The following is a 25845-nucleotide window of genomic DNA, read 5'->3' on the forward strand; positions in this document are numbered from 1 at the left end:
CATCAGTGCCTGATCACTTCAATCACGGCAAGTGCAGCCGTGGAAAGCAGGAACACCGCTCCTAACAGCGAGAATGTAAGCAGACGCTCCTCCAGCAGGGCTGCATATGCATCGGGAGCGGCAAACGCCGCCTGTGGGAAAAAGAGCAGCAGGGTAAATAAAAGCATGAGCAGAAGCGAGCCGTATTTCATCCATAGCAGTTGCTGAAGATGTGATGCCATAAGCGTCAGTCCTTTTTCTTTTTACTATAGCTTGAAATGGGAAAAAGTTCCACATTAATATCAGAGAAATGTGTTCAAAAACGGGTATAGGTGCATAACAGGGAGGAGGAGAAGAAGATGGGATTCGTAGCAAAGCTGATGAACGGGGCAAATAATTATTCTGTTGCAGACTTTGCTGTTTTAAAGACAGGACTGCTGGCGCTCGGTGTGATCACAGGCATATCCTTCCCGCGCAGGCTGCAGGCGTTTTTCCCGCTGTTTGTGATTGTTTATCTGGTAAGCCTCGTCTATATTATCGTACGCACCTTTTCACTGGCGGAGCAAGATGAGTAACAGGCTGCCGCAGCCCGGGTGAGAGGGCGGCCATTCAGCTGCGATATTTCCCGCGTCTGCTTCAGGCTGTCTCTGTCAATCTGCTGAGACAGCCTCCGCTCTCACGAATCCTGCTTTTTCGACTTGTCGTACAGCTCAGCGGATGTTCGGAGAGAGCCGTTTCTCGTCAGGCTGTAGGTCAGCTGATGAAACTGCTCCAGCGTCAGATCTTTGCCGCGGCTGAACCACAAGGTGAGCATGCCGAGACGGGAAGCCATTTCCGCTTCGACGATGTACTCCATTTTCAGGCGATCCTGTGCGGACAGCCCTGCCAGTTCGGAGGTAGAATAATACAGCAAATAATGACGCATTCTGTCTTTGAGCCTGTGGGCGAATGTCGGATCGCCATTCGGGCCGAGCAGCACTCTTAATTTATCGCCGTGCGTTTCATAAAAAGAGGTGAAATGCTCCATGCTCGTATAAAAATCGATTCCTTCATGATGAAGTTTCATCATTTGTTCAAATTCTGCTTCATCGGGTATAATCGCTTCTTCAATGGTTTGCAGGGCATCGTACACATCGGTGAAGTATACATAAAATGTTCCGCGGTTAAAGCCGGCTGCATCAGTAATTTCACGGACCGTGATCCGGTCAATCGGCTTTTCGCAGTAGATCTGCCAGAAGTGATCGAGAAGCGTCTGCTTCGTTTCTTCTGGTTTCGGTCGGCGTGGCATAGGTTCAGCTCCTTTTCGTTACCCGACAGATCCCATCTGATTGTTGATTGATAGGAAAAACGGCGTGTGATAGCGTAATCGTACAACACGTTGTTGGGTAACGCAACCAGATGAAGGAGCGGATTCATTAAAATGAGAATATGGGATTTTTCTATCAGACGACCGAAATTTACGGTCGTCATTATGATTGTGCTGCTGCTTTTGGGCACCGTCTCGCTGACGAGGCTTCCTGTGCAGCTGCTGCCGGACGTCGAGGCACCTGCTGCCGCGGTCGTGACGAGCTACCAGGGCGCAGGACCGAATGAGGTGCTGGATGATGTAACCGAACCGCTGGAAAACGAGCTCTCCAACGTTTCGGGACTGAATCAGCTCTCCTCCCAGACGCAGGAGGGCAGCTCTATTATTATCATGGAGTTTTCATTCGACACGTCTATTGAAGACGTTGAGAACGAAATTATTACCACGATCAACCAGGCAGATTTACCGGATGATGCCGGTCAGCCGAACTTCCTGCAGTTTGATCCGTCGATGTTTCCAAGCATGCAGCTTGCGATATCCTCGCAGGGAGATGATGTAACAGACTTTCAGGACGAGGTTGCCGATCTGCAGCAGGAATTGTCCAGGGTGAACGGGGTTGCTTCTGTTGATGAATCCGGAACGATTGATGAACTGTATGAAGCAGAGCTCGATCTGGATGTGCTGGAGGAGAACGGCCTGACGCAGAGCGATATCGTCGATGTGATTCAGGGGAGCAGCATGTCTATGCCAGGGGGCACCATCGTCGATGAAGACGAAGAAGAGCAAATTACAACCCGTCTTCTAAGCGAAATTGCGTCGCTGGAGGAACTGGAGGATCTGGTCATCACGGAAGATCCGGAAACCGGCGATGAGCTGACGCTTGCCGATGCAGGTGAGGTGTCGTTAACAGAAGAAGACCAGGATGTCATTACTCGTTTGGATCAGGAAAATTCTATTCAGCTCGATGTGATGTTTGAGTCAGAAGCAGACACCTCCGGAACCGCACAAGACGTGCGTGACGAGCTGGACAGCCAGCTTGAAGAAGACGAGTATGAGGATTTGACCGCAGGCTTTCTGTACGATGAAGGAGAATTCATCGATCAGGCGATCAGCAGCGTGATGATGTCGCTGATTGGCGGGGGAATCCTCGCAATGGTGCTGCTGTTTGCCTTTCTGCGCAACTTGAAAACACCGTTTATTATCGGGATTGCGATTCCGTTTTCGGTGATTACGACGTTCGCGCTGTTTTTCTTTACGAATATCAGTCTGAACATCATGACGATCGGCGGGCTGGCACTCGGGATCGGAATGCTTGTCGATAACGCCGTCGTCGTCATTGAAAATATTTACCGGCACCTGTCGATGGGCAAGGCATCCCGGCAGGCAGCGGCTGACGGAACGAAGGAAGTAGCCGGTGCGATTACCGCCTCTACGCTGACAACCGCCTCGGTATTTTTACCGATTGTGTTTGTTACGGGACTTGTTGGCGATCTTTTCGCACCGCTTGCGATTACCGTCGCCTTCAGTCTGCTGGCGTCACTGTTCGTGGCCGTCACGATTGTACCGATGATAGCGAGCCGCATCCTCTCGCCGCCGGATGAAGATTTGGAAGCGAGGCGGAAAGAAAAGCCGTATATGAAGCGGCTGGCCGGTGCTGTCTGGTGGACACTGAGACACCGCATTATTGTTATCGGGATCACGCTTGCGACGCTGCTGATCGGTGCTGTCGGACTGGCAGGGACAGGCGTGGATCTGCTTCCGGATTCTGATGAGGGAACGTTCCTGATCGAAGTGGAGCATGAAGAAGGAACGCTTCTGAGCCGGACAGAAGAAACGGTGGAACAAATCGAAGAAGAGCTGAACGACTATGCAGAAGTCGACACGTATTTGAGTACAATCGGGTCCAGCTCAATGGGGGGAGGAATGTCAAGCTCCTCTCATACGGCAGAAATTATCGTCACGATGGTCGATGCTGCCGATCGAAACGTCTCATCGTTTGACTTCATCGAAGAGATTGAATCAGATATTGAAGCGGTGGATGATACGCCGGAAATTGACGTACTCGCTTTTGCACAAGCAGGCTTCGGCGGTGAGCCGAACACATACAGCTTCAGTCTGCAGGACGAAAATGAGGCCCGGTTGACAGAAGCAGCGGATGAGATTATGGAACTGCTGGAGGATGAAGCTGATATCCGTCAGGTTTCTTCCTCTGAAGAAGAAACCTCTCCGGAGCTTCAGGTCACCGTTGACCGGGATGCTGCGAGAGAAGAGGGACTCATTCCTGCTCAGGTCGGCCAGGCGGTGTTGGATGCGACAGGCGGAGTGACAGCTGGTACGCTTGAGCTCGGTGAGGAGAGTCCGATGCCGCTCAACGTCCGTTATCCATCCGATGTGCTGAGCAGTACGGAAAGCTTCGGCTCGATCTTAATTCCGGATCAGCAGGGTGGATTCATTGAGCTTTCCGACGTTACGGAATTTGAAGATGGTGAAGGTCCTGCCATGATCAACCGTGCCGACCAGGAACGTACGATTGATATTGATGTCGGCTATGTGTCTGATATCTCCTTGCAGGAAGCAGGTGTTCTCGTGGCAGATGCTGTTGATGAAGCAGACCTCGACGATAGCACATCGTTTGTCGTCGGAGGCGATCAGGAGCTTCTCGATGACATCTTTCTTGATATAGCTCTCGCCTTTGTGCTCGGAATCACCTTCATTTACCTGGTGATGGTCGCGCAATTCGAATCATTTAAGTACCCGTTTATCGTTATGTTTACTGTGCCCCTGTTTGTGATCGGTGTGATGCTGTCTCTTACGGTGACGCAGAATCCGCTCAGCGTGATGGTGTTTATTGGAATCATCGTGCTGGCAGGTATCGTCGTTAACAATGCCATCGTGCTCGTTGATTACATTAATCAGCAGAAAGCAAAAGGCATGCCTGCGGCAGAAGCGATAGTAGCCGGTGTTCAGGACAGGGCCCGGCCGATTCTGATTACGGCGCTTACAACCATTTTCGGTGTCGTGCCGCTTGCAATCGGCATTGGGGAAGGTGCAGAAATCATCCAGCCGATGGGAATTGTCATTATCGGAGGGCTAATCAGCAGCACCCTGCTGACGCTGTTTGTTATACCGGTCATTTACAGCTTTTTTGATCGGACAACGCGAAACATGAATAAAAAATACATGACTCCGGATGGTCAGGTTGTTTACGGGCGTGATCTGGAAACGATGCAGACGACCGGGAACGAACCGTTTCGCATCGAAGCAAGACTGCTTCCAGATGAGGAGGAGCCGGACATCTATGAAGCAGAGCCGGACAGCCCTGTGGAAGCAGATGGGGATAATGAACTTGTTGAAGAAATGGAAGACCTTCTGCAGCGCATGAAAGAAAAACGCCGCCGCAGAGAAGAAGAATAACAATCGTGCACCGGGCTATCAGAGCCCGGTGTTTTTTGTGGAATTTTATCACCGGCGCCTATATGTTTACCACTAAACCGGTCAGAAAAGCATCTGCTTTGAAAACGTTTTATACAACTTTATTTCAATGTTTGTATAATAAATATATTGGGTAGATAGATTATTAGCTTATCCACGCGAACATGATACGGGACAACCGCTTATATAACAAGAAAGGCCCGTCCCTGGAGCACACGGAAGCGTACCGGCCGCTTCTTTTCGTTCACAAGCTGCCGGAATCGGCTACAGGACAGGGAGCAACGCATATGAGAAGAGAAGCCGAATTTAAGAAGCGCAAAATACTGGAGGCAGAAAAAGAAATCGTAGTGCTGGAAATCCAGCAGCTGGAGAAAGAGATGTCGATTATTCAGTGCCGCAAAAGCCGCTACACGAGTCGCCATATGTTAAAAAAATATGATGATAAGCTGTTTACAATTCGAACGAAAATACGCCGCCTGGAGCATCGGCTGATGAAAATTGAAGCAGCTATCGCGCATACAGAACCGTCGTGAACCAGTACGGCGGTCTTTTTAAAATTTTCTGGGAATATAAAGAATAGACCCATGCAAAAAGAGGCACAAACCTCTATGATTAAGGTACTAATGAATCATGGAGGGGGTAGTCAAATGTATATTTCTCCAGCAGAACTCGATGCACTGGAAGATTTTCGACCGGCTGTACAGCGTGCGCTCTATTTAGCAGAACGTATAAACGGAGTATGTATGCGCTACGTGTCCCATCATTACAATAATGCGTATGCAATTATCGATGGAGTCAAAACAGACGGCACCCCTTTTCCGCGGAACCTGTCGTTTGACTTCAACGATACGTACTGTGCGCTGACGAACCGTTCATCCACAGACGTCCTTCACATTCACGATGCGCTCAGCTATGATCAAACAGCCCGGCTGAAAGTGACAGAGCTACTGCAGATCCGTTCGTATGTCGGTGCCCCGATCCTGCTGAACGGAAGTGTATTTTTCGGCACCCTCGGGATAGCCGCTCCGGAGCCAAACGCCTTTTCAGCTCAGGATGCGGAAACCCTTAAGGCGATAGCCGCGTTTCTCGCTGCTGCAATCGAGCTCGAGTATGAACACTGCAGGCATGTGAAAGCAGGAACTTACAAGCGGGCAGCGCTTTCTCTGCTTCCGGAGGACATACCCGGTCTCGTCTGCTACAGCATCCGGATGGATTTGTATCCGGACTGGAACGGGATGCTTGAGGAAGCCGATCAAGCACACGTCGAGCATGTGCTGATAAGCAGGCTAAAACAGTATACGCAGCGGGAGCTGACGCTATTTCAGCTGGAGCCGCTCAAGTACATGCTGCTTATGTACGATGATGAAAAGCCGGTCGACAAACTTTATGCGGCACGTCAGCTGCATGATCATTTAACCGAACCGGTTAAATCCGGTGACCGCTTCATTAAGCCGGCAGTTGCTCTCGGCGTATCGGAATATGGAGAAGAGACGCGCACGCATACGCTGATTCAAAAAGCGTATATGGCTTCTGTCCGTTCGAAAGCAACACACCGGGCAAAAACAGTGTTTACACCGCCATCGGCCAAAGCAGCCTCCGAAACCAAATCGATTATCGCAAGAGATCTGCCTCTTGCTCTTGAACATGAATCGTTCTCTTTCGTCTATCAGCCGCAGTTTCACACTGGAACAGGCGCATTCTCCGGAGTAGAGGTACTGCTGCGCTGGGAGCACCCGGACATTGGCTTCGTGAATCCCGAATGGGTGTTTGAAGTAGCTGAACGGACAGGGATGCTTCTGGAAATGGACCGCTGGATCATGCAGAAAGCCGTACAGAACCTGAGTCCGCTTTATCAGATTCAGCCGTTTCAGGTATCGATTAACTTATCTTCCTTTCATGCTGATCCACATGAACTCGCAGCTGTTATCCGGCAAACGGCTGGCAAAGGTCTTATTCCTGCAGAGCACTTGACGTTTGAACTGACCGAGAACCCGGAGCCGGAATCAACCGAGCAGCTTCATTTGTTTCTGGAGTCGCTGAAGGAGACAGGTGTCCGGATTGCCCTGGATGATTTCGGCAAAGGTTACTCCTCCATGAGCTACATCCAACGGCTGCCGATTCATACACTGAAGCTGGACCGGACATTTATTCAGGATCTGGATACAGACAGCGCGCACCGCTGGCTTGTCAAAGCGATGGTGACGATGGGACGGCGTTTCCAGCTTTCGGTGATTGCCGAAGGAGTCGAGACCGGGGAGCAGCTGGCGCTTTTAAAGGAGTGCGGCTGCCCGTTTGTACAGGGCTACTATTTTGCACGTCCGATGCCGCTTGAAGAGCTGAAGAAAAAGCTGATGATGAACACCTACCGAACTGCAGGCTCTTAACGGAGAGATAAGAGATAAGACGGCGGCCGCCCTACTGCTCTTTCTTTTCGGCCGTCTGCTCTTCTTTGAGCGAGTTCAGCATATAAATCAGCCGGTCGTACTCATAAGGAGACAATGTGTCATACTGCTTCAGCTGACTCTGAATAAACTGGACCGTGTCGTTATCGACAAGGTCCTCTTTTTTGTCGAGAAAATAGGTGGCGATTGAGCTCGTGACCATCCCGATCAGGCCGATTCCAAATACCATCAGCAGCACGGCAATTCCCCGGCCGGTCGTCGTCACCGGTGCAATATCGCCGTACCCGACGGTCGTGGCCGTGACGACCGACCGCCAGACGCCGTCCATAAAGGTCTCGACTCCAGGTTCCAGATAGGTGACTGGAATCGCAGAAAGAAAGATTAATATTCCTACTGCGCCCAGTGTTTTCATGAGGCCATTTGTCCGTAAAATAGTATAGATGGGCGTGCGCTTCAGCAGCAGAGCTACTCTGATCAGGCGGAAAAGCCGGATCAGACGCGCAAACTGAAAGATCGAATCGAGCGGAATTGCCGCTATAAAATCAAACGGATTCCGCTTGATAAAGGCAGCTTTGTTGTCTGCGCGGAACAGACGAACAAGAACATCTGTAAGCAGCACGATCCAGACGAGATGATCGAGAAAAACGAGATTCGATTCATAGAAAACTGTAGAAGCCGACCAGAGAATCAGCAGCACAAGTATCACTTCATACGCAATTTTCAGCTTCTGCTTCATACACGTTTATCCCCTAAGCATCTGACAAAAAGTATACAGGAGAGAAGGCATAATGACACGGGTAGAAAGGCAGTGGTGTTTATTATATGAAAGCGTGGTGAAACAGAACAGAAAGGAGGGATTCGCATGATTCATATGCGTCCGCAAACGGAAGGTAATTACGTGGAGTATGAGGCGGAGGGCAAGCTGACGGAGGAGGAACATGAGCGCGTTTTTACAGAATTAAAGGACCGGATTCACCAATACGGAACGATCAGGCTGCTGGTTGTTCTGCCCGAGTTTCCGTCGATTGAAGCATCTGCTGTAAATGACCGGCTGCGCTTTGCGAAAGAACACCTTAACAGCATCGATAAGTACGCACTTGTGACGGATTCCAAGACAGCCTCCGCAGCAGTGACACTGTATGACAAGCTGGCCAAAACCGATTTTCAGACCTTCTCACCAGATGGACTGGAGCAAGCGAGGGCGTGGGTGAAGGAGTAAGGGAATGTGAACACGTTAATAGGGGGAGCTTTCGGAAAGATGCCGAAAGCTTTTTCTTTCACCGCATGCGCAGCGGGAGGCTTGTTGCTTTTGCCTCGAGTTAAGTTACTTTCGGGGGGAGTTAAGTCGTTTTATTCGTTATAACGATCTGTTACGTTAGCTAAATTACTTTTAACCGTCGTTATGGTTCTTACTTGAATAGAGGGAGAAGGTGCCTGCTCTGCTCGTGAGGAGGATCAATGTTTTTTTACGATAAGGTTTTATGGCATGCGATATAAGACCTTCTTTTCGAGAAGGTCTGGTTTGGCACGGCTTTGCATGATCCGTTTTTGCGATTTTAAGTGATTAATCAATCCTTCCATAAAGCCGTTGGAGTCGTCGTGTTCACAGGCCGCGACCAACGCTTTTCGGTCTCGCCACAGCCGTTGACAGAAATGGTGAATCAACGGGACGCTTTTCCATTCAGGTTGTGTCATCAGTCGTTCCAGTTCCAACCCATCTTTCTGCCGGACCCCTTCCCGAAACAGGTAGATAAACACGAAGAACGGGGCAAGGGGAGGAAATCGCGTCACGAGACGATGCACCCGATCCCGATCCGCCGGGTCTCCGTCCATGGTCCATCTCCACAGGAGCCGCTTGGCCTCTTTTCGGCTGATGGCCGCTACTGGAGGGGCCCGGCCTTCTCGGCGATGACGGCGAATCAGGCCGACCATTTTCTGCACGGCACTAGGGCTCCCGCGATACCCCTCCAGTCGCAACACCTCGACGATGCGGCGAACCGACCATCGCTGTCCTTCCAACTCGACCATGCGTTGTTCCCACCCGATCGCATCCGGGGCTGGTGGAACCTGAGCCGGTGGCGGGACGTCCCGGCCCAAGTCTTTTTTGACCGTTCGATAATCGATGCCCATGATCCGGCCGATGGCTTTGTAGGAACGACCCTCGGCTCGCAGGGCCTGACAGCGCTGAGCTCGTTCCCATTGGTCAGCCATGCGCTTTTCCCGGAGACTGGATGGATGGGCTTCTGTCGAAAGAGGGGGCGCCGGCTCAATCGACGGCGCCTCTTCTAACAACACGGTCGCATCCACGAACGTGTCCAGGGCGGTGTCGAGTAGCTGTTTCAGGTTGTGGATGACGTGAAAACGATCCACGATCTGGATGGCGTTCGGCAATGCTTCCTCAATGGCCTTTTGAAACCCCTTGTATCGGTCCCGGCAGACAGACTGGATCTCTGGATGCTCGGTGAGCCAAGCTGCGACGGTCCCCGCATCCCGACTTGGCAACAGGGCAATCGGCTGGTGCGTGTCGACATCGGCCAGTAAGGTGCCGTAATCGTTCCCTTTTCGAAACGCAACGTCATCGATGGCGACGAATCAGCGCAAGTACCGCATCGTTACTGATTGGACAGCCTAACTGACGGCACACCTTTTCGGTCTGGACGGCACTGGTCGTAAACGCAATGAGGCGAATCTGTTCTTCCAGCCTCGCACTGCGGCGATGGCGAGGTGGCAGCCAGGGAACGGGCTCTGTAAACACTTTTCGCGAGCAGGCAGGCTCGTCGCAAAACCATTTGGTTAACCGAATGGTCATCCGAACGGGACGCTTCGTATCCGGCAGATCCATGAACAGGCGGGTGGTGGCACTGTGGCGGCGGGTGGCCGTTTGATGGCAGGCAGGACAGGCAGCCGAGGGGGACCGCAGATGAACATGCAGGTGGACATCCGTGGCGGTTTCCGTTCGTTCCAGCAGCTCCAGACGAGGATCGAGGGATTGAAGTGCATAATCCATGGCAGCGCCCTTCTTTCGCTTTTGGTTATTATATTCCCCAATTAATCCAACATGACGCTCCCTAATTGAAAGTAAGAACCGATGTTGTGCAGCTTTTCATCGCTTCAAGTAACACGAGGAAGGTCGTCGTCATTATAGGACATGGAAAAAGAGCCGCTAAATGGTGGAAGGAATTTTCTCCCACTTGTCGAATCAGACAATATAGTGCATAGATCAAGCTAAAAACGGAGGTACGACGCGATGTAAAAAACACCTTTATCTCAGGAAATAATTGAATATCGATAAAGGTGTGAAAACGATGCTGATTACAGAACGATCGTTTTTGACGATGTGGATCGGCCAGCTTGCGACGATTTTTGGAAACCGCTTCAGTGAGATTGCAATTCCACTGATCGTGCTGCAGGTGACCGGATCACCTCTGCAGGCGGCGCTCGTTGTCATCTGCTCCCAGGCGGCTCCGCTGATCCTTGCGCTTCCGGCCGGGAATTGGATGGAGCGCCGCAGCAAACGTGCAGTGGCGATGTCGGCGGAAGCAGTCAGCTTTACGGTGATGAGCGTATTCACTCTGGCGGTCCTGTTTGACCTGCTCACCGTCTGGCTGCTCGGAGCAGGCTTGTTCGTCATCGGCGCTGCGGGCCTTTTCTTTCGGGTTTCCTTTGGGGCAATGGTGCCGCAGGTTGCAGGACGCAAGCGGCTCGTCGAAGCGCACGGATGGTTTGAAGGAGCGGATGCGATCAGCACCTTCGCCGGCCCCGTTTTAGCAGGCGTGATTTTGTCGGCCTATGGGACAGCTGCTGTACTGGCGGTGGATGCTGCTACGTATGCTGTTTCTTTTTTAGGGATCGCCTTTTTAACGCTGAAAGAGAAACCGGTATCGAAGCAGCCACGGTCCAGAGAGCCGATGCTTGCCGGGCTGCGCATGCTGGTCACGAACAGTCGTCAACAATTTATTACGATGCAGCACATCATCTTGAACAGCACGACGACGGCCGCTGTGCTGCTCGTCATTATTTATACGAGTGAATCGCTCGGGTTTGCTGCCTGGCAAACGGGTGTTGTTCTTTCAGCGGCCGGAGCGGGCAATATTGCCGCGGTGCTCCTGCTGCGAAGCGTCAGCCGCTTGGCATGGAGCAGCCTTTACGGGGGGCTCATGCTGCTCGCTGCTGCGGGGCTGCTCCTTATCAGCCTGACAGAAGCACTTGTACTTCTGGCGTTCGGCATGTTCTTATTTGACGGCGCGCTGTCGATGGCATTTGTACTGAATGGGTCCGCCCGTACGGCGGTGACATCCGATGCCAGGCTGGCGCGCGTGCTGGCGGCGTCTGCCTTTATTGGAGGTGCTGCTGCCATTGCGGGAAATGCATTTGCAGGAAGTGTATCCGAATGGTTTCTACCGGCATTTGGATTGATTGGTCTCAGCGTGCTGCTCGCTGGAAGTGCGTGCGCAAGCTTTTTCTTTCGGGAAGGACGTTCTCCAGTGCAGGAGCTGGAACCATAGACAGGAGAGGGGAAGACCGATGTTTACATTCGATATTGATGAAGAGCTGAAGCTAGAGCTTGTCGCAGCAAAGCACAAGAAAGATATTTTTACACTGACAACGAAAGACAAGGTGTATCTTGGAAAGTGGCTGCCGTGGGTCGATCAAGTCGAGCGGGAAGAAGATACGGCTGCATTTATTCAGAACAGCCGAAAACGGTTTGCCGAGCAGAAATCGCTTGAGGCCGTTATTTTGTATCACGGGGAGGCTGCCGGGATCGCCGGGTTCAATCGGATCGATATGACAAATGGCGTTGCTTCTGTCGGCTACTGGCTCGCTGCAGAGTTTCAAGGGAACGGGATTATGACGCGGACGGTAAAAGCATTGACAGATTACGCCTTCGTGGAGCTTTCCATGAACAAAGTGGAGGTCCGGGCAGCCGATGAAAACCGGTCGAGCCGGGCTGTACCCGAGCGTCTCGGTTTTATTGAGGAAGGAACGATCCGCGAAGTGGAGCAATTGCGCAGCGGCATGGTGGATCATGTTGTGTATGGCGTGCTGAAGCGGGAATGGGAGGCAACAGGCAGCTGATAAATACTGTCTCAGGCCCGCTTTGAGGAGGGATGAAGATGGAACAGCTTCCTGAAAAAAACCTGTTTATGTGTTGTCATGAACCGAACAAGAAGGCGTTTGCGGCATTTCCAGCTGGCGTGCACGTGCGTTCGATGACTGCGCATGATTTACCGACGTGGATGGCAATGCCATTTGACGATCCGGCGGATGCCAGCGCGTACCGGCCGTTTATGGAAGAGTACGTGAAACGCGTTTATAGCTCTGACATGAAGTGCTTTTTCAGGCAGACGTTGATTGTGGAGGATGACAAGCGAATCATCGGTGTTTGTACGAGGTGGAAGGCGTACGGCAAGCTGGAAACCGTTCACTGGCTGAAAACGGTCCCCGAATGGGAAGGACATGGGATCGGAAGGGCGTTGATGACTCAGCTTCTCGCAGGGGAGCGGTTCGGCACCCGTATTAATCACGTGGAAGAGAGCATGTCCTACTTACAAGCAAACATGAAGCCGGAGCTGTATGCAAAGCTGCAGATTGTGAAGGCACCGGCTGCTTTTGTACAGATTATGGATGAAGCTGAAACAGAAGAATGTTAACGGCGTCTGTTTAGATAAAAGAAGGGAATGGCGCGGATGCGTAAAGCATGGTTTGGAATGATACTGCTTCTGGCTGCCTGCGGATCAGGAGAATTGAGTGCTGAAACAGAGTGGGAAGAAGGCTATGGCGAACTGCCGGATGCGATTGAAAGTAAATTCACTCATGAAGAGGATATCCTCGCTTGTCTTCATGACAACGGCTGGACACACGGTGAGAACTTCGATGAAGCAGCCGATCCGGGCAAGCGGACCGGAACATGGTTTCTGCATGATGGGGGTGGAACCTTTGGCTATGGATGGCCTCATGGAATCATGCCTTCCGGTACGGAATATGAAGCCGTGCTGTTTGAGCATGGAGAGGGGGAGGCAGACGTTGATCGGAAGCTGCAGCTGACGGTAGTGGATTACAGCAGCTGTGAAGCCGGTGAAACCGTGGTACAGGAGCGGACCGGGATCGGCTCGTTCGATCAGAAGAAAACGTTCTTTTCCGGCGAGATTCCCGGACCGGACGGGATGCTCTACCTGTCAGAGCTGAGCGTGCTTCATCCTGACACGGGAGAGGCAGAGGATACGCGGAGCGGCTTTCTGCTGACAGCACCGAACGAAATTGGGGCAGCTCTCTCGTATGAAAACGATGCAATAAAGCTCGAAAATACAGGCCCTGTTCCGCTTGTGACAGGCAGCGCTTATACGGTCGAAAAGCGTGTTAACGAGACGTGGCGCACTGTACCGACTGAGCAGGCGTTTACAGATGAAGCTATTGCCATTGGCATTGGAGAGAGCGTGGAAGAAACGGTAGAGCTGCCGGAGCTCGCAGCGGGAGAATACCGTCTCGTCAAGCAGGTTCACCCTGACGGTTTTTCGGGGGAATATACGCTGGCGATTCCGTTTGAGGTGAAACAGCCATGAAGATTCAGCTGACAGAGGAGGTTGACGAGGCACTGCTTGCTCGTTTGGAGCCGCTATACCAGCATATGTTTAGCGACATCCGAACGCTTCAGGAAAAAGCAGCTGCAAAGCCTGCTCTGCATGTTACAGCAGCGTGGGATCATGAGGCTCTCATTGGATTTAAGATTGGGTATAGGACAGGAGCAACGACGTTTTACAGCTGGCTTGGAGCGGTCGATCCGGACCGGCGCCGGGCCGGAGTTGGCAGCGCACTAATGAGAGGCCAGCATGAAGCGCTCAGGAAACTGGGGTATACAAGCGTCTGCATGAAAACGATGAACCGCTGGCGTGGGATGCTGATCCTCGCGCTGCAGCATGATTTTCTCATCATCGGCACAGAAGAAGGAGAAAAAGGGGTGAAAATAGTGCTGGAAAAAGCACTCACTGAACGTCAATAACAGCTGGCAGACATACAACCAAAGAGGCTGTCCCTATGTATAAGTCGGGACAGCTTTTTTCGTTATTTCCCGGGAAATAGAAGCGTCCTACGATGTCAGGCTCATCATTCGTTCGATAGCCAGACCTGCATCAGCTGCTATGTCTTCCGGCACGCGGATTTCATGAACAATTTTCCCGGATGAAACTTCATCGAGCACCCACGCCAAATGAGGCAGATCAATCCGGTTCATGGTGAGGCACGGACACATATCCGGATTAAGCGAGACGATCGACTGCTCCGGATATTCGGCAGCAAGCCGCTGCACGAGGTTCATTTCCGTTCCGATGGCCCATTTTGTTCCGGGCGCAGCCTGCTGAATCTGGTTAATAATGTAGGAGGTAGATCCTGCTAAATCGGCTGCCTGCGTCACTTCCCATGTGCACTCCGGATGCACCAGAATCTGTCTGTCCGGCTCCTCGCTGCGAAACTGCTGAATGTGCTCCATTCTAAAATTCTCATGTACCGAACAGTGTCCTTTCCAGAGCAGCAGCTCCGCATCGTCCAGTGCCGCACCCGGCTGATCCGGTACCAGTTCGGCACGAATCGGATCCCAGACCGCCATCTTTTCGCGGCTCATGCCTCCTTTATACGCAGTGTTTCGTCCAAGGTGCTGATCGGGCAAAAACAGTACTCGTTTTTTCTGCGAATAGGCCCACGCCATGACCTGCTCGGCATTTGAAGACGTAACAGTCGTGCCGCCGTGCCGGCCGACGAACGCTTTGACTGCCGCAGAAGAATTCACGTAGGTAACAGGAAGGATCGTGTCCCCGTAGCGGTCCGTCAGCTGTCTCCAGGCCTCTTCACACTGCCGGTCATCGGCCATATCAGCCATGGAGCAGCCGGCTCGTAAATCGGGCAGAATCACGCGCTGCCTGTCCGGCGTCAGAATATCTGCTGTCTCTGCCATGAAATGGACGCCGAGAAAGATAATCACATCCGCTTCGGGACGTGCAGCCGACTGTCTGGCAAGCTGCAGGGAATCCCCTGTTACATCAGCAAAACGTATGACTTCGTCGCGCTGATAGTGGTGGCCGGGAAGAAACAGCGAGCTGCCAAGTGCTTTTCGATTTTCGCATACGAGCTGCTGGAGCTCCTTATCAGACAGCTGCTTATATGCAGTAGGAAGTGCCGGTGTCAACTGGTCGAACAGCATAGACTTCATCGAACTGCCTCCTTTATCGTCAGGCGCATGCTCATATCGAGAGCAGGTGCTGAATGCGTCAGTGCTCCGAGAGATATAAAATCAATGCCTGCAACCGCAGCTTCACGGATCGTGTCGAGCGTGATCGACCCGGAACGTTCAATTCGAATAGAATTCGGGATCAGACGGACCCAGCGGACGGCTTCCTCGTTCGTGCAGTTATCAAGCATGATCACATCCGGCTGGCACTGGACAGCCTCCAGCAGCTCCGCTTCGTTCTCCACTTCGATTTCCAGTGCGGTGAGCGGTCCTGCGGTGCGCCGGATCGCTTCTGCTGCTTTCGTGATCGACCCTGCGGCTGCAATGTGATTTTCTTTGATCATGCAGACGTCATCAAGCCTGGCACGGTGACTGGCACCGCCGCCGGCGCGAACAGCATCTTTTTCAAGCATGCGAAGTCCGGGAGTCGTCTTGCGGGTGTCCGTTACGCGCACACCGGTTCCCTTAAGACGGGTCACTGCCTGCTGTGTGAGCGTTGCTGTCCCGCTCAGCCGCTGCAGCAGGTTCAGCAGCACCCTTTCTCCAGACAGGAGATGTGCGGCGGGCCCATGAAGCAGCACCACTGTATCTCCAGCTTTCACGGAGACGCCGTTTTCCAGACAAAATACCACCTGCAGACCAAGAATGGAAGCACCGGTATGTATGAGCTCATTTCCGTAAAAACATCCGTCTGCCTTCATTGTGATGGCTGCCTCAGCCTCCGTGCTGCCGAGCGCAGCGGCTGACCGGTCTCCAAAGCCAATGTCCTCATTTAAAAACTGGATCAGCTGTTCGCGTAAAAGCAGTTGGTTCATATGCATTCTCCTTCCAGTGGGCGCCAAGCGGCGTGTCATTTTCTCTGGCTGCTATCGCCATTAAAGTCGCAGTATCGATCATATTGGCTGTCTCCAGCGCCGTCGTTTTTTCGAGCGCAGGGGAAAAGGACCGTAAATAATCGAGCAGTCCGTCAAGCGCTGTATTGTTGCGCACCACGCCGAGCCCTTCGTGAATGTGCCGCTGCAGCTCCTGTACATCCGGCGCTTCAGCAGGAAGAGGAGAAGTGAGCTTTATCGAACCCGAAAGACCTGGAACGGACTCTTCTCGTAAAGCATTTCCGCAGCGCGTTCCTGTAACAAGTGCTTCAAGCAGCGAATTGCTCGCGAGCCGGTTCGCCCCGTGGACCCCGGTACAGGCTGCTTCACCGATCGCAAAAAGTCCGGGAAGTGCGGTTCTGCCGTCCAGGTCAGCCGGGATTCCGCCCATATGAAAATGTGCGCCGGCAGCGACCGGCAAAAGGGGGCCGGATCGACGGCGTTTCATTTCCAGGTACAGAAACGGAAAGCGTTTCGACAGCTGATCGACTCCGCTCACATCAAGCCACACGGACCGGCCCTGCTGACGTTCCTGGTCGACGGCCCGGGCCGTGACGTCTCTTGGAGCAAGATCACCTCCGGCGGCCTGCATCAGTTTCGTGCCATCCTCTCGAAGCAGCGTGGCACCTGCCCCTCGGACAGCTTCGGAAATGAGCTGAATGGTTTGTCCTTTTTCTGTCCACAGAGTCGGATGAAACTGAAGATACTCCATGTCCTCCAGCTGCATACCTGCCCGGTGAGCCATCGCAGCGGCATCTCCAGTCGTGCCGGGGGCATTTGATGTATATGGAAACAATGAGCCACTCCCGCCTGAAGCTAGCACGACCGCATCAGCGCGCAGCTGCAGACGTTCACCTCGGTGACGATACACAACGCCTGTGCAGCGGCCGTGTTCCACGAGCAGGTCTTCTGCCTGCGCCTGCTCCAGAACGTGTGCCTCTTCCAGGACGCGCGCTGCTTGCTTCATCAGACGTGCACCTGTCTGATCTCCTCCGGCATGCAAAACGCGCGGCAGGGCATGAGCGCCTTCTGTTGCAAGCGAAAGCGCTCCGTCTGGCTGTCGGTCGAATACATATAGCTTTGCAGCGAGCAGCTCTTTACCATCGCGAATCAGTTCACGCACACGGGTGCCATTATTTTTCCACGAGCCGCATTCCATCGTATCGAGCCAGTGCTGCTCGATTGAATCATCCGGATGAAAAGGAGCGGCAACGCCGCCCTGTGCCAAATAAGAATTGCCGGTGTGCTGGTCGTGTTTTATCAGCACTGTGCAGGTTGCCTCCTTTGGCAGGTTGGCCAGCGCGCTGCAGGCAGCGAGTCCACCTCCGATTACAATCACGTTCATATACGTCACCTGTCTTTATAAGTGTCTTGACACCTATCTTTACATAAAACTACACTAAGAACAAGTACTGGAAAGGAGAAGAGCGATGATATATTTGGATCACGCCGCAGGAAGCCCGATGCATTCAACCGCAGTAGAAACGTGGTGCCGCGCGCAGAGAGAGTTTGCAGCCAATCCATCCAGCCTGCATGAGCCGGGAACAAGGGCCGCGCAGCTGCTTGAGCTTGCCAGAAAGGAAACAGCGGCAAGACTCGGTGCAGAGACGGAACAGCTGTACTTTACAGCCGGCGGGAGTGAGGCGAATCAGCTGGCACTCGGAAGCCTGCTGCAAGGGAAAGAGCCGGGGCACGTCGTTACGACAACGATTGAACATCCGTCAGCCGCTTCTTTTTTCAGGCGTCTGGAGCGAAACGGAACAATGGTGACGAGATTAGTGCCGGATCGAAGCGGCGTACTGACTACCGAGCAGCTTACACGCGTGCTGCGACCGGAGACGGCGTTGATTTCGATTCAGCTTGTAAACAGCGAGACTGGAATCATGCAGCCGGTTTCAGCATTGAAACAGGCAGCCGGTGATATTCCCTTTCATACGGACGCGGTGCAGGCTTTCGGAAAGGTGCCGCTTTCGATAAACAAGCTCGGCGTGGAAGCAGCAAGCGTATCGGCCCATAAGCTAGGCGGTCCGAAGCACATGGGAGCAGTCTATTTGAAGGATCAGACGTGCTGGAAAGAGGTGTGGCCAGATACAACGCAGGAGCACGGCTTTCGTCCCGGAACGGTCGACGTACCGGGAGCGGCTGCGTTTGCAGCTGCTGTACAGGCGTTCCCGGACCTCCGTGCTGCAGCCCGGGAAGCATTGGAAAAGCGGAGACTGTTTATCCGGGCGCTGCGGCCTGCAGGAGCAGAGGTGGATGAAGCGCAGCAGCAGTCCCCTTACATCGTTGGCATTCGCATTCCTGGTATGTCGGGGCAGTACCTGCTGGCTCTTCTGGATCGGAAAGGGATATATGTGTCAACGGGAACAGCATGCACACAGGGAGAAACCGATGCCTCGATGATGATGCAGGCGATGCATCCGGACAGCCATGCCGAACGATCGCGGTTTCTGCGCGTTTCGTTTACGCACACGACAACGCCGGAGGAGCTTATTCAGGCAGCGGAAGCAATTTGTGATATCGTGGAGGCAGTCAGGAGGAATGAACATGTCAGCAAAAGTACTCGGTGAAGAGCGGCGTCAGGCTATCATTCAGGAGCTGAAGAAGTCCGGAAGGGCTCGGACCGGCAAAGCACTCGGAGACCAGTTTGGCGTCAGCCGGCAGGTGATCGTACAGGATATCACGCTGTTAAAGGCGCAGAACCTGCCGATCACGGCGACGAGCCAGGGCTATATCTGGAGTGATGAAAGAAGCGGACGAATTGAAAAAACCGTCGCCTGTATTCACCCGCCCGAACGGACGGAAGAAGAACTGCTCCTGCTGGTAGACCACGGCGTGACCATAAAGGACGTCCGCGTGGAGCATCCTGTTTACGGCGATCTGCGCGCGAGTATCATGGTCAAAAACCGTCGCCAGGTGCAGCAGTTTCTCGAAAAAGTTCGGAGGACCGAAGCAAGCTATCTGTCTGAGCTGACCGACGGCGTTCATCTCCATACGCTGGAGGCGGACAGTGAAGAAGAGTTGTCTGAAGCCGTTCAGGCACTGAAGCAGGCTGGTCTGCTGCTTCATGAAGCCTGAATATACCCCTGCTAGGACAAACTGTTCAATATACCCATTTTTTGTTTTACTTCCCTTTCGTTCGTGAATGGTACATACAATAAGCCCATTACGATGGATGAAAGGATGGTTCGATGAAAGCAGTAACGTATCAAGGCAAAGATCACATGGAAGTAAAAGAAGTAGAGGCACCGTCGATTCAAAAAGACACGGACATGATCGTGAAAATCACCGCCAGCGGCATTTGCGGCTCAGACTTGCATTTATACAAAGGCGGTATCCCTGCGCCGCAGGATTATATCGTCGGCCATGAGCCAATGGGCATTGTAGAGGAAGTCGGTCCAGGCGTGGAAACCCTCAAAAAAGGCGACCGCGTCGTTATTCCTTTTAACATTGGATGTGGGCAATGCCACTTCTGTCAAAATCAAATGGAAAGCCAGTGCGACGAGTCGAATCCGCACGCGGAAATGGGCGGATTGTTCGGCTTTTCAGAAGACTTCGGGAGCTTCCCGGGTGGACAGGCGGAGTACCTGCGCGTTCCTTACGCTGATTTCACCTCGTTTAAAGTGCCGGAAAACAGCGAATTGGATGACGAAAGCGTGCTGTTTTTATCCGACGTAGTCCCGACAGCTTACTGGAGCGTGGAAAACAGCGGGGTCTCTTACGGTGATACGGTCATCGTGCTTGGCTGCGGACCGGTCGGGCTGATGACGCAGAAGTTTGCTTGGCTCAAAGGTGCAGAGCGTGTCATCGCAGTGGATCACTACGAATACCGGCTGGAGCATGCCCGCCGCACCAATAACGTGGAAACGTACAATTTTGAGAAAAACCCGGAGATCGGCAAGCTGCTTCATGAAAAAACAAAGGGCGGCGCCCAGGTCGTTATTGACTGTGTCGGTATGGACGGCACCGTGCCGCCGGGCGTTGAGCACGGATCTGACGGAGACAATCAGTTCGGCACGATCAGTCCGATCATCACAGCCTCCCAGGCCGTTCAGAAATTCGGCGTCGTGCAGCTCACCGGCGTCTATGGAACCGAAGCCAACAATTTCCCGATCGGCGACTTCTTCACCCGTAATGTCGCGCTCACGATGGGACAGGCTCCCGTCATTCACATGATGCCGGCGCTGTACAAAATGATTGAAAACAAGCTGTTTGATCCGAAAGACATCATCACGCACCCAGTGCCGCTCGACCAGGCAGCGGAGGCGTACCGCATGTTCGATCAAAAAGAAGAAAACAGCATCAAATTCGTGCTGAAACCATAAGCAGAGAGGGCTTCCGGCTGATGCCGGAAGTCTTTTTTCGTTCGATGACAGGGCTTTATAGCGGGGACACACCTGTGTGCGGGAAAGCGTTTAACTTTTACGGTCAAATCGTTAACCTCGTTCGTAATATATTCAACTTCAGCTGCAAAAGCATTAACCTCGGTCGGAAAGTGTTTACGAGCTTCAACTTAGGACTGCTATAACGAAAAAACGTTCATCCGGAGCGGCAAAACGTTCAACATTTGCCAGCAAACGTTTAACTTTTTTCGGAGTCTTGTCCTAATGGGTCAGCCAATACATACAAAAGAGAAGCCGAACTTAACGGTATCAAACGCTGCCTCGGCATTAATTACCTAATACTGCAGGTAGCCGGTTGCGTTTTTTCATCAAACACGTTTAGATAAATAGAAGACGATATTGGAATGAGGAGTTGTATATACATGAAAAAACGCGTGAAAGTAGTAGCAGCTGTAATTGAAAATAGTGAAAAAGAGCTTCTCTGTGCGCTGCGGAGTAACGACATGTCACTGCCTAACGTTTGGGAATTTCCGGGTGGAAAAGTGGAAAACGGAGAAGATTTTGGCACAGCGCTGGAGCGGGAAATAAAAGAGGAGCTCCACTGCAGCATCCGAGCTGGTGAACTCCTCCACACACACGTTCATGAATATGAAAAAGCGATCGTCGAGCTTAACTGCTTGAGCGCAGTGATTGAGAAAGGGGAGCCTCACGCATCTGAACATGCTAAGCTGCTTTGGCTGCCTAAAGAAAACCTGACCTCCCTGCAGTGGGCTCCGGCAGATATTCCAGCAGTTGATTTTCTTACAACAAAAGTCAGCCGCTAAACCTTTTCGGTCAGCTCTTTATACAAAATCGACGGGAGAGGCTGCTTCAGGTGCATGCGAAACTGGATGGGTCTGCTGCCGCTCGCTTCAACCACTGTCAATTCTCCGACATAAATAAACGGCTCCGTTCGATTTCCTTCGATTGATTTATACTTGCGGACAAACAAATGCAGCCTGTAGCCTCTTGCTTCGTGTTCCATTATATTGCGCCCTCGTAACGAATCAGGCGTCATATTATTTGGGCTGTCCCAAAGAAACGTTGAGCGGTCAAGAAACTCATCGTGATAGTTCAGCCGCTCTTCAACGTCCGCGTCTTTATGCAAGTCGACATACAAAAAATAATCCTTTTCATTAGCCAGCAGACCGGATCCCCTGAAGGAAGAGTGGGTCTTAGAAAAATTTGATAATAAAGCGGCGTCTTTCATTTGGTATTGTGCCCCTATCTTTAAAAAGGGAAGTCCGTAATCAGCAGAACCAAAATCACGCTCGTAGCGGTGCAGGCCATATTCGATCACATCATGAAGTCGTTCATAACTGTACGGACTTTCTAGCAAGTGTGTAAAACGTTCGGTTCTTACTAAGCAATCATGCTGCCACTCTACTAACGCAGGTGAGCGTTGCTGCTCTCTTTTATCCATAAACTGCTGCGAAAGTGTGTTCATGGCATGGGCGACAGATGAAGGTGGCACCGTATCCAACCAGTGCAGAATCGCGGCTTCTGCATCCGCTCTTGTTAACCTGTCTTTCGTCATCAACGCATCCAGAAGTGCAAATTCGTGCGGCCTTTTTAATGGAAGTTGATTGGAAAGGAACTTATAAACAAGCTCCGAAGACTCTTCTTTAAATGGAATCTGAAACAAATCGTTTTTTTCTACTTTTGCTAAAAAATGAAGATAGCTGCCGCTTTTTTCGATAAATGGTATCGGATCCGGAGCGCCGTCGTACGTAAAAAAATCCATTAATGCGCTAGGAGCTTTGCCATTACGAATTTGTTTAAACTGCAGGTACGCCTCTTTTAAGTATTTCATGCTGAAAAAGGATTCCTGATCAATTTGCGCAATGATCCGCTCCTTGGCAATCCGGTCCATTTGAATATGAACGGGGGCCGGAACAGTCGCAAAATCGGTTGCAACAGCAACTTTTAAGCTTTCCTTATCGTAGTAGCGGCTGCCGTTTAATGCGATAGCGACTAAAAAGGCGCGGTTGTGATTGCCGATGAAATCGAGTACGGTCAAAAATTCCTTGCCCGGATGCTTTCGAAGGCCGCGGCCAAGCTGCTGAATAAATACAATTGGAGATTCTGTAGGACGCAGCATCAAAACAAGGTTCACACTCGGGATATCGACACCTTCATTAAAGATATCTACGGTGAAAATAAATTCAAGAGGATCGTGCTCGTCTTCGAGTTTTTCAATCATCTTTTTCCGCTCGGATGCAGGATCATCACCGGTCAGGGCAATGCTCGGCACCCCGGCCTGGCTGAATGCATCCGCCATATAGATAGCATGGTCAATGTTGACACAAAAACCGAGCCCTCTCCGTACAGCGCCATCATGCTTGTAAAAATACATATTCGTTAAAATATGTTCCACACGAAAGTGCACTTGCAGTCTTCTGGAAAGCTCGGCTTGATCATTCGGTGCAACGTCGTCTAAACGAATGCCATCTACATCAGTGATGCCAAAATAGTGAAAAGGTGCAATGATTTCATCCTTCAGTGCGTCATGAAGCCGAACTTCTGCTGCTACGTTATGATCAAACACTTCAAATACAGAAGCTTCGTCACTGCGCTCTGGAGTCGCCGTCATCCCGAGTGCAAAAGCTGGATGAAAATAGTCCATCACTTGCTGATATTGAGGTGCAGTTGTATGGTGAGCTTCATCGTAAACGATGTAATCAAAATGGGCAGGATCAAACTGGCTGTAGTGATTCGCCATCGTGCGTATGTTAGCGAATAGATAATCAGCCCCGGTATCTTTTCTGGAGCCGGTCATCATGCCAAACGAGTGTTGCTGGTGAAGCAGGTGTGAAAAGGTTTCTTTCGCTTTTACTAAAATGTCTTCACGATGAACGAGAAACAGGAGGCGTTTCGGCTGTGTTTTTTGCACATCGAAAGCAGCCATGTACGTTTTCCCTGTACCAGTAGCAGCAATAACCAATGCTTTGTTTTCACCAAGAGATCGGAGGCGCTCTAGGCTCTTCATTGCCCGGCTCTGCATGCTGTTAGGTGCGATGTAAGCCGGAAGTGTATGAAGGGTCTGCTGACGCTCTTTCACTTTCCGTGCACTTCGATAGACGGTTCGGTATTGATCAAGAAAGTCTTCTGAGGGAAGCTGACTTCGATTCCACAGCGTTTGGTATTCTGTTAACACTTGCTGCACGAACGCTTCATCCTTCTTAGAGATGATTTCAACATTCCATTCGACATTTGTTTTTAACGCAGCTCTCGTTAAATTGGAAGAACCAATAATAATTTTGTAATGCTCTTTGTACTCAAATATGTACGTTTTCGTGTGAAAACCGCCGTTTTCAGCAGAATTAAACAGTTTTGTGTCTATAAACGGAAAGTCCGACAGGCGCGCTACCGCCTCTGGATCAGTGAAGTTCAAGTATGTGGAGGAAAGTATACGACCGGATTTGCCGCGTTCTCCTGCTTCTTTTAACGTATCAAGCAGCAGCTGTGCACCGCTGTATGTTAAGAATGCGACCCCGAAATAAAACCGTTCGCACGTCTCAAGCGAGCTGGTAAGCTCCTTTAATAAATGTTCAGTACCGCCATTAATTAATAAACGTTCTGTCATCGGGTTCAGCCCCCAGTCTTTAAAATTCTGTGCTCTTCCATTGTAGAGAATAATAAAGCAGGATAAAACAACAAACATGCAAAAAAAGGAAAATAGAGTAAAGAGTCGAATATGAATGATAGACGGAAATCGGTGAGAAAGGAAACGATGCAGATGCTGTCATTGAAGCAGGTGAATCAGGATCGTGTTCAGGATTTTTTGCGGGAGCGCTGGGGCGGCGAAGAAATGGTGCTCTCCGCCGGTACGTTCCGCTATGACGAGCTGGATGGATTTGTATATGAAGAAAACGATCAGCTGACGGGGATCGTGACGTACGCCAGAGTCGATCATGAGCTGATGATCGTTTCCTTAAACAGCGAGGTGCCGGGCAAAGGCATTGGAGAACGGCTGCTGAAGCGGGTCGAGCAGGAAGCGATACAGGATGGATTTGCTGCCATAACCGTTTTAACGACAAATGATAACGTCCGCTCACTCGCGTTTTATCAGAAAAACGGGTTTCGCCTCACGGAGGTTATCATCGGTGCTGCAGATGAGGCGCGCAAACAAAAGCCGTCTATTCCGTTTACCGGTGAAAGCGGGATCGCGGTGCGGGACGAGTGGAAGCTTGTGAAACGCGCAGCAGGAGTCCAGCTGCAGCCGTTCGACGAAACGTTCCGCGATGCACTCAGCCGGTTCGAGCTTTCGGACGAGCAGCACGTTTTTACCTCTCTTCCGCTGAGAAAAATAGCAATGGCGCCCGATGCACATCACGTCGTCGTAGTGAAAGGCGGGGAAGCGGCGGGGTATTTCTGCCTGGAGCAGGGAGAGAAAAAAGACCGCTATACGGCCAATTCTTCAGCTGTGCTGCTCACTTCTTTCTCTGTCACTACAGCGTTCCAGGGAAAAGGCGTAGCTGCTAATGCTATTACAAAGCTCAAAGACTATATCCGGCTGCATTTTCCTCAGGTGAATGAAGTGGTGCTTGGGGTGAACGAACGTAACAGAGCGGCACAGTCGCTTTACCTCCGCTATGGTTTCACAGATCAAGGGGAGCGATACGAGGGGCCGAAAGGGAAGCAGCTTGTGCTGTCGATGGCGATTGAAAGGGAGGAAACGTATGTTTAAATGTGATCTGGGGGATGGACTGAAGCTGACGCTGCTCGAAAAACGTCATGCAACGACTTTGTTTGCGGCCATTGATCGAAACCGGGAAAGCATCGGCGCATGGCTGGCGTTTCCGATGCATACGAAGCAAGTGAGCGATACCGAGGCCTTCATCGAACGATCGCTTCTCCGCTGGACGGAGGAGGATGGCTGGTGGGCGCTCATCTGGGACGGGGACCAGCTTGTCGGATCAATCGGGCTGCTCTATGTCGACCATGATACGGGAAAAACAGAGCTTGCCTACTGGCTCGTGAAAGAAGCTGAAGGGAAAGGCATCGTGACCTGCACAGCAAGAGAATTTGTACATACCGCGTTTGCAGAATTAGGATTAAACAAAATCGAAATCGGTGCAGCTGTCGGAAATGATAAAAGCGCAGCTGTTGCAAAACGGTTAGGGTTTCAGGAGGAAGGAACGATCCGCAGCTACGAAAAGCTGCACGGCCGCTTTCTGGATCGCACGTTCTTTGGACTGCTTCGAAGCGAGTGGCAGACCTCATAACGCAACACACGACTGCTCTCATACAG

25 protein-coding genes are annotated in these 25845 nt (G+C 51.7%); 16 read left to right on the forward strand and 9 right to left on the reverse strand.

Annotated features, from left to right (window positions below; all coding sequences use genetic code 11):
• Nucleotides 1-2: 2 nt before the first annotated feature.
• Nucleotides 3-221 carry a hypothetical protein gene (locus HCN83_RS01230; RefSeq protein WP_168004471.1) on the reverse strand — a complete coding sequence of 73 codons (219 nt, stop codon included), beginning with the start codon at nt 219-221 and terminating at the stop codon, nt 3-5.
• 117 nt (nt 222-338) lie between these two features.
• Here HCN83_RS01230 and HCN83_RS01235 point away from each other — a divergent pair, with 117 nt between their 5' ends.
• Nucleotides 339-554: a hypothetical protein gene (locus HCN83_RS01235; protein ID WP_168004472.1), complete on the forward strand. Its 216-nt coding sequence runs from the start codon at nt 339-341 to the stop codon at nt 552-554.
• A 101-nt stretch (nt 555-655) separates the two neighbouring features.
• On the opposite strand, the gene HCN83_RS01240 is transcribed toward HCN83_RS01235, so the two are convergent.
• Nucleotides 656-1267: a TetR/AcrR family transcriptional regulator gene (locus tag HCN83_RS01240; protein ID WP_168004473.1), complete on the reverse strand. Its 612-nt coding sequence runs from the start codon at nt 1265-1267 to the stop codon at nt 656-658.
• A 132-nt stretch (nt 1268-1399) separates the two neighbouring features.
• Between HCN83_RS01240 and HCN83_RS01245 the strand changes: the two genes are divergently transcribed.
• From HCN83_RS01245 to HCN83_RS01255, 3 genes are all read left to right on the forward strand, one after another.
• Entirely contained in the window at nt 1400-4699 is a 3300-nt protein-coding gene (locus tag HCN83_RS01245; RefSeq protein WP_168004474.1) for an efflux RND transporter permease subunit, read from the forward strand.
• A 182-nt stretch (nt 4700-4881) separates the two neighbouring features.
• A complete protein-coding gene (locus tag HCN83_RS01250; protein WP_168004475.1) occupies nt 4882-5250 on the forward strand; it encodes a hypothetical protein in 369 nt (122 codons plus the stop codon).
• Nucleotides 5251-5364: 114 nt separating this feature from the next.
• Complete coding sequence (locus HCN83_RS01255; RefSeq protein WP_168004476.1) at nt 5365-7101, forward strand: EAL domain-containing protein; 1737 nt, start codon at nt 5365-5367, stop codon at nt 7099-7101.
• A 31-nt stretch (nt 7102-7132) separates the two neighbouring features.
• Here HCN83_RS01255 and HCN83_RS01260 read toward each other — a convergent pair whose 3' ends face one another.
• A complete protein-coding gene (locus tag HCN83_RS01260) occupies nt 7133-7855 on the reverse strand; it encodes a potassium channel family protein (RefSeq protein WP_168004477.1) in 723 nt (240 codons plus the stop codon).
• 126 nt (nt 7856-7981) lie between these two features.
• Here HCN83_RS01260 and HCN83_RS01265 point away from each other — a divergent pair, with 126 nt between their 5' ends.
• The gene (locus tag HCN83_RS01265) at nt 7982-8338 is read left to right on the forward strand and encodes an STAS/SEC14 domain-containing protein (protein ID WP_168004478.1); all 357 of its coding nucleotides are present in this window, start codon (nt 7982-7984) and stop codon (nt 8336-8338) included.
• Between the two features lie 260 nt (nt 8339-8598).
• Here the strand turns inward: HCN83_RS01265 and HCN83_RS01270 are convergent, their stop codons facing one another.
• Together HCN83_RS01270 and HCN83_RS01275 are read right to left on the reverse strand one after the other, a co-directional pair.
• Nucleotides 8599-9702, reverse strand: coding sequence for an ISL3 family transposase (locus HCN83_RS01270; RefSeq protein ID WP_168004558.1), 1104 nt, complete (start codon nt 9700-9702; stop codon nt 8599-8601).
• Nucleotides 9695-10126 carry a transposase family protein gene (locus tag HCN83_RS01275; protein WP_168004479.1) on the reverse strand — a complete coding sequence of 144 codons (432 nt, stop codon included), beginning with the start codon at nt 10124-10126 and terminating at the stop codon, nt 9695-9697. Before HCN83_RS01275 ends, HCN83_RS01270 begins: the two co-directional genes overlap by 8 nt.
• 271 nt (nt 10127-10397) lie before the next feature.
• Here HCN83_RS01275 and HCN83_RS01280 point away from each other — a divergent pair, with 271 nt between their 5' ends.
• From HCN83_RS01280 to HCN83_RS01300, 5 genes are read left to right on the forward strand one after another with little or no spacing between them, the layout of a single operon-like run.
• Nucleotides 10398-11624: an MFS transporter gene (locus HCN83_RS01280; RefSeq protein ID WP_168004480.1), complete on the forward strand. Its 1227-nt coding sequence runs from the start codon at nt 10398-10400 to the stop codon at nt 11622-11624.
• A 19-nt stretch (nt 11625-11643) separates the two neighbouring features.
• Nucleotides 11644-12195, forward strand: a complete 552-nt coding sequence (locus tag HCN83_RS01285) for a GNAT family N-acetyltransferase (protein ID WP_168004481.1) — start codon at nt 11644-11646, stop codon at nt 12193-12195.
• A gap of 38 nt (nt 12196-12233) precedes the next feature.
• The gene (locus tag HCN83_RS01290; RefSeq protein ID WP_168004482.1) at nt 12234-12770 is read left to right on the forward strand and encodes a GNAT family N-acetyltransferase; all 537 of its coding nucleotides are present in this window, start codon (nt 12234-12236) and stop codon (nt 12768-12770) included.
• Between the two features lie 36 nt (nt 12771-12806).
• Complete coding sequence (locus tag HCN83_RS01295) at nt 12807-13679, forward strand: immunoglobulin-like domain-containing protein (RefSeq protein WP_168004483.1); 873 nt, start codon at nt 12807-12809, stop codon at nt 13677-13679.
• Entirely contained in the window at nt 13676-14116 is a 441-nt protein-coding gene (locus HCN83_RS01300; RefSeq protein WP_168004484.1) for a GNAT family N-acetyltransferase, read from the forward strand. Before HCN83_RS01295 ends, HCN83_RS01300 begins: the two co-directional genes overlap by 4 nt.
• Nucleotides 14117-14203: 87 nt before the next feature.
• Here the strand turns inward: HCN83_RS01300 and nadA are convergent, their stop codons facing one another.
• The 3 genes from nadA to HCN83_RS01315 are packed head-to-tail and all read right to left on the reverse strand — an operon-like array spanning nt 14204 to nt 17554.
• Nucleotides 14204-15319: a quinolinate synthase NadA gene (nadA, locus tag HCN83_RS01305; RefSeq protein WP_168004485.1), complete on the reverse strand. Its 1116-nt coding sequence runs from the start codon at nt 15317-15319 to the stop codon at nt 14204-14206.
• Nucleotides 15316-16152 (reverse strand): carboxylating nicotinate-nucleotide diphosphorylase, encoded by an 837-nt coding sequence (nadC, locus tag HCN83_RS01310; RefSeq protein WP_168004486.1) that lies wholly within the window; start codon nt 16150-16152, stop codon nt 15316-15318. The genes nadA and nadC overlap by 4 nt, the downstream gene beginning before the upstream one ends.
• Nucleotides 16106-17554 (reverse strand): L-aspartate oxidase, encoded by a 1449-nt coding sequence (locus tag HCN83_RS01315; RefSeq protein WP_168004487.1) that lies wholly within the window; start codon nt 17552-17554, stop codon nt 16106-16108. The genes nadC and HCN83_RS01315 overlap by 47 nt, the downstream gene beginning before the upstream one ends.
• A gap of 85 nt (nt 17555-17639) precedes the next feature.
• Here HCN83_RS01315 and HCN83_RS01320 point away from each other — a divergent pair, with 85 nt between their 5' ends.
• From HCN83_RS01320 to HCN83_RS01335, 4 genes are all read left to right on the forward strand, one after another.
• Nucleotides 17640-18779, forward strand: a complete 1140-nt coding sequence (locus HCN83_RS01320; RefSeq protein ID WP_168004488.1) for a cysteine desulfurase family protein — start codon at nt 17640-17642, stop codon at nt 18777-18779.
• Nucleotides 18751-19287 carry a transcription repressor NadR gene (locus tag HCN83_RS01325; RefSeq protein ID WP_168004489.1) on the forward strand — a complete coding sequence of 179 codons (537 nt, stop codon included), beginning with the start codon at nt 18751-18753 and terminating at the stop codon, nt 19285-19287. Before HCN83_RS01320 ends, HCN83_RS01325 begins: the two co-directional genes overlap by 29 nt.
• 113 nt (nt 19288-19400) lie before the next feature.
• Nucleotides 19401-20534, forward strand: a complete 1134-nt coding sequence (locus tag HCN83_RS01330) for an alcohol dehydrogenase catalytic domain-containing protein (protein WP_168004490.1) — start codon at nt 19401-19403, stop codon at nt 20532-20534.
• A gap of 440 nt (nt 20535-20974) precedes the next feature.
• Nucleotides 20975-21376 carry a (deoxy)nucleoside triphosphate pyrophosphohydrolase gene (locus HCN83_RS01335; RefSeq protein WP_168004491.1) on the forward strand — a complete coding sequence of 134 codons (402 nt, stop codon included), beginning with the start codon at nt 20975-20977 and terminating at the stop codon, nt 21374-21376.
• On the opposite strand, the gene HCN83_RS01340 is transcribed toward HCN83_RS01335, so the two are convergent.
• A complete protein-coding gene (locus tag HCN83_RS01340; protein WP_168004492.1) occupies nt 21373-24177 on the reverse strand; it encodes a DUF3427 domain-containing protein in 2805 nt (934 codons plus the stop codon). The genes HCN83_RS01335 and HCN83_RS01340 overlap by 4 nt on opposite strands.
• A gap of 111 nt (nt 24178-24288) precedes the next feature.
• On the opposite strand from HCN83_RS01340, the gene HCN83_RS01345 reads away from it, so the two are divergent.
• Together HCN83_RS01345 and HCN83_RS01350 are read left to right on the forward strand one after the other, a co-directional pair.
• A complete protein-coding gene (locus HCN83_RS01345; RefSeq protein WP_168004493.1) occupies nt 24289-25281 on the forward strand; it encodes a GNAT family N-acetyltransferase in 993 nt (330 codons plus the stop codon).
• Nucleotides 25274-25819: a GNAT family N-acetyltransferase gene (locus tag HCN83_RS01350; RefSeq protein WP_168004494.1), complete on the forward strand. Its 546-nt coding sequence runs from the start codon at nt 25274-25276 to the stop codon at nt 25817-25819. The genes HCN83_RS01345 and HCN83_RS01350 overlap by 8 nt, the downstream gene beginning before the upstream one ends.
• Nucleotides 25820-25845 lie beyond the last annotated feature (26 nt).

This window comes from Alkalicoccus luteus, assembly GCF_012034335.1.
In the GTDB taxonomy this organism is placed as follows: Bacteria; Bacillota; Bacilli; order Bacillales; family Salisediminibacteriaceae; genus Alkalicoccus; species Alkalicoccus luteus_A.

Excerpts from the sequence above, each read along its gene's own strand:
- HCN83_RS01240 (WP_168004473.1), bottom strand. The coding sequence starts at position 1,267 with ATGCCACGCCGACCGAAACCAGAAGAAACGAAGCAGACGCTTCTCGAT.
- HCN83_RS01300 (WP_168004484.1), top strand. The coding sequence starts at position 13,676 with ATGAAGATTCAGCTGACAGAGGAGGTTGACGAGGCACTGCTTGCTCGT.
- HCN83_RS01250 (WP_168004475.1), top strand. The coding sequence starts at position 4,882 with ATGATACGGGACAACCGCTTATATAACAAGAAAGGCCCGTCCCTGGAG.
- HCN83_RS01275 (WP_168004479.1), bottom strand. The coding sequence starts at position 10,126 with ATGGATTATGCACTTCAATCCCTCGATCCTCGTCTGGAGCTGCTGGAA.
- HCN83_RS01320 (WP_168004488.1), top strand. The coding sequence starts at position 17,640 with ATGATATATTTGGATCACGCCGCAGGAAGCCCGATGCATTCAACCGCA.
- HCN83_RS01340 (WP_168004492.1), bottom strand. The coding sequence starts at position 24,177 with ATGACAGAACGTTTATTAATTAATGGCGGTACTGAACATTTATTAAAG.
- HCN83_RS01230 (WP_168004471.1), bottom strand. The coding sequence starts at position 221 with ATGGCATCACATCTTCAGCAACTGCTATGGATGAAATACGGCTCGCTT.
- HCN83_RS01290 (WP_168004482.1), top strand. The coding sequence starts at position 12,234 with ATGGAACAGCTTCCTGAAAAAAACCTGTTTATGTGTTGTCATGAACCG.
- HCN83_RS01235 (WP_168004472.1), top strand. The coding sequence starts at position 339 with ATGGGATTCGTAGCAAAGCTGATGAACGGGGCAAATAATTATTCTGTT.
- nadC (WP_168004486.1), bottom strand. The coding sequence starts at position 16,152 with ATGAACCAACTGCTTTTACGCGAACAGCTGATCCAGTTTTTAAATGAG.
- HCN83_RS01260 (WP_168004477.1), bottom strand. The coding sequence starts at position 7,855 with ATGAAGCAGAAGCTGAAAATTGCGTATGAAGTGATACTTGTGCTGCTG.
- HCN83_RS01350 (WP_168004494.1), top strand. The coding sequence starts at position 25,274 with ATGTTTAAATGTGATCTGGGGGATGGACTGAAGCTGACGCTGCTCGAA.
- HCN83_RS01325 (WP_168004489.1), top strand. The coding sequence starts at position 18,751 with ATGAACATGTCAGCAAAAGTACTCGGTGAAGAGCGGCGTCAGGCTATC.
- HCN83_RS01315 (WP_168004487.1), bottom strand. The coding sequence starts at position 17,554 with ATGAACGTGATTGTAATCGGAGGTGGACTCGCTGCCTGCAGCGCGCTG.
- HCN83_RS01285 (WP_168004481.1), top strand. The coding sequence starts at position 11,644 with ATGTTTACATTCGATATTGATGAAGAGCTGAAGCTAGAGCTTGTCGCA.
- HCN83_RS01265 (WP_168004478.1), top strand. The coding sequence starts at position 7,982 with ATGATTCATATGCGTCCGCAAACGGAAGGTAATTACGTGGAGTATGAG.
- HCN83_RS01335 (WP_168004491.1), top strand. The coding sequence starts at position 20,975 with ATGAAAAAACGCGTGAAAGTAGTAGCAGCTGTAATTGAAAATAGTGAA.
- HCN83_RS01255 (WP_168004476.1), top strand. The coding sequence starts at position 5,365 with ATGTATATTTCTCCAGCAGAACTCGATGCACTGGAAGATTTTCGACCG.
- HCN83_RS01330 (WP_168004490.1), top strand. The coding sequence starts at position 19,401 with ATGAAAGCAGTAACGTATCAAGGCAAAGATCACATGGAAGTAAAAGAA.
- nadA (WP_168004485.1), bottom strand. The coding sequence starts at position 15,319 with ATGAAGTCTATGCTGTTCGACCAGTTGACACCGGCACTTCCTACTGCA.
- HCN83_RS01345 (WP_168004493.1), top strand. The coding sequence starts at position 24,289 with ATGAATGATAGACGGAAATCGGTGAGAAAGGAAACGATGCAGATGCTG.
- HCN83_RS01245 (WP_168004474.1), top strand. The coding sequence starts at position 1,400 with ATGAGAATATGGGATTTTTCTATCAGACGACCGAAATTTACGGTCGTC.
- HCN83_RS01295 (WP_168004483.1), top strand. The coding sequence starts at position 12,807 with ATGCGTAAAGCATGGTTTGGAATGATACTGCTTCTGGCTGCCTGCGGA.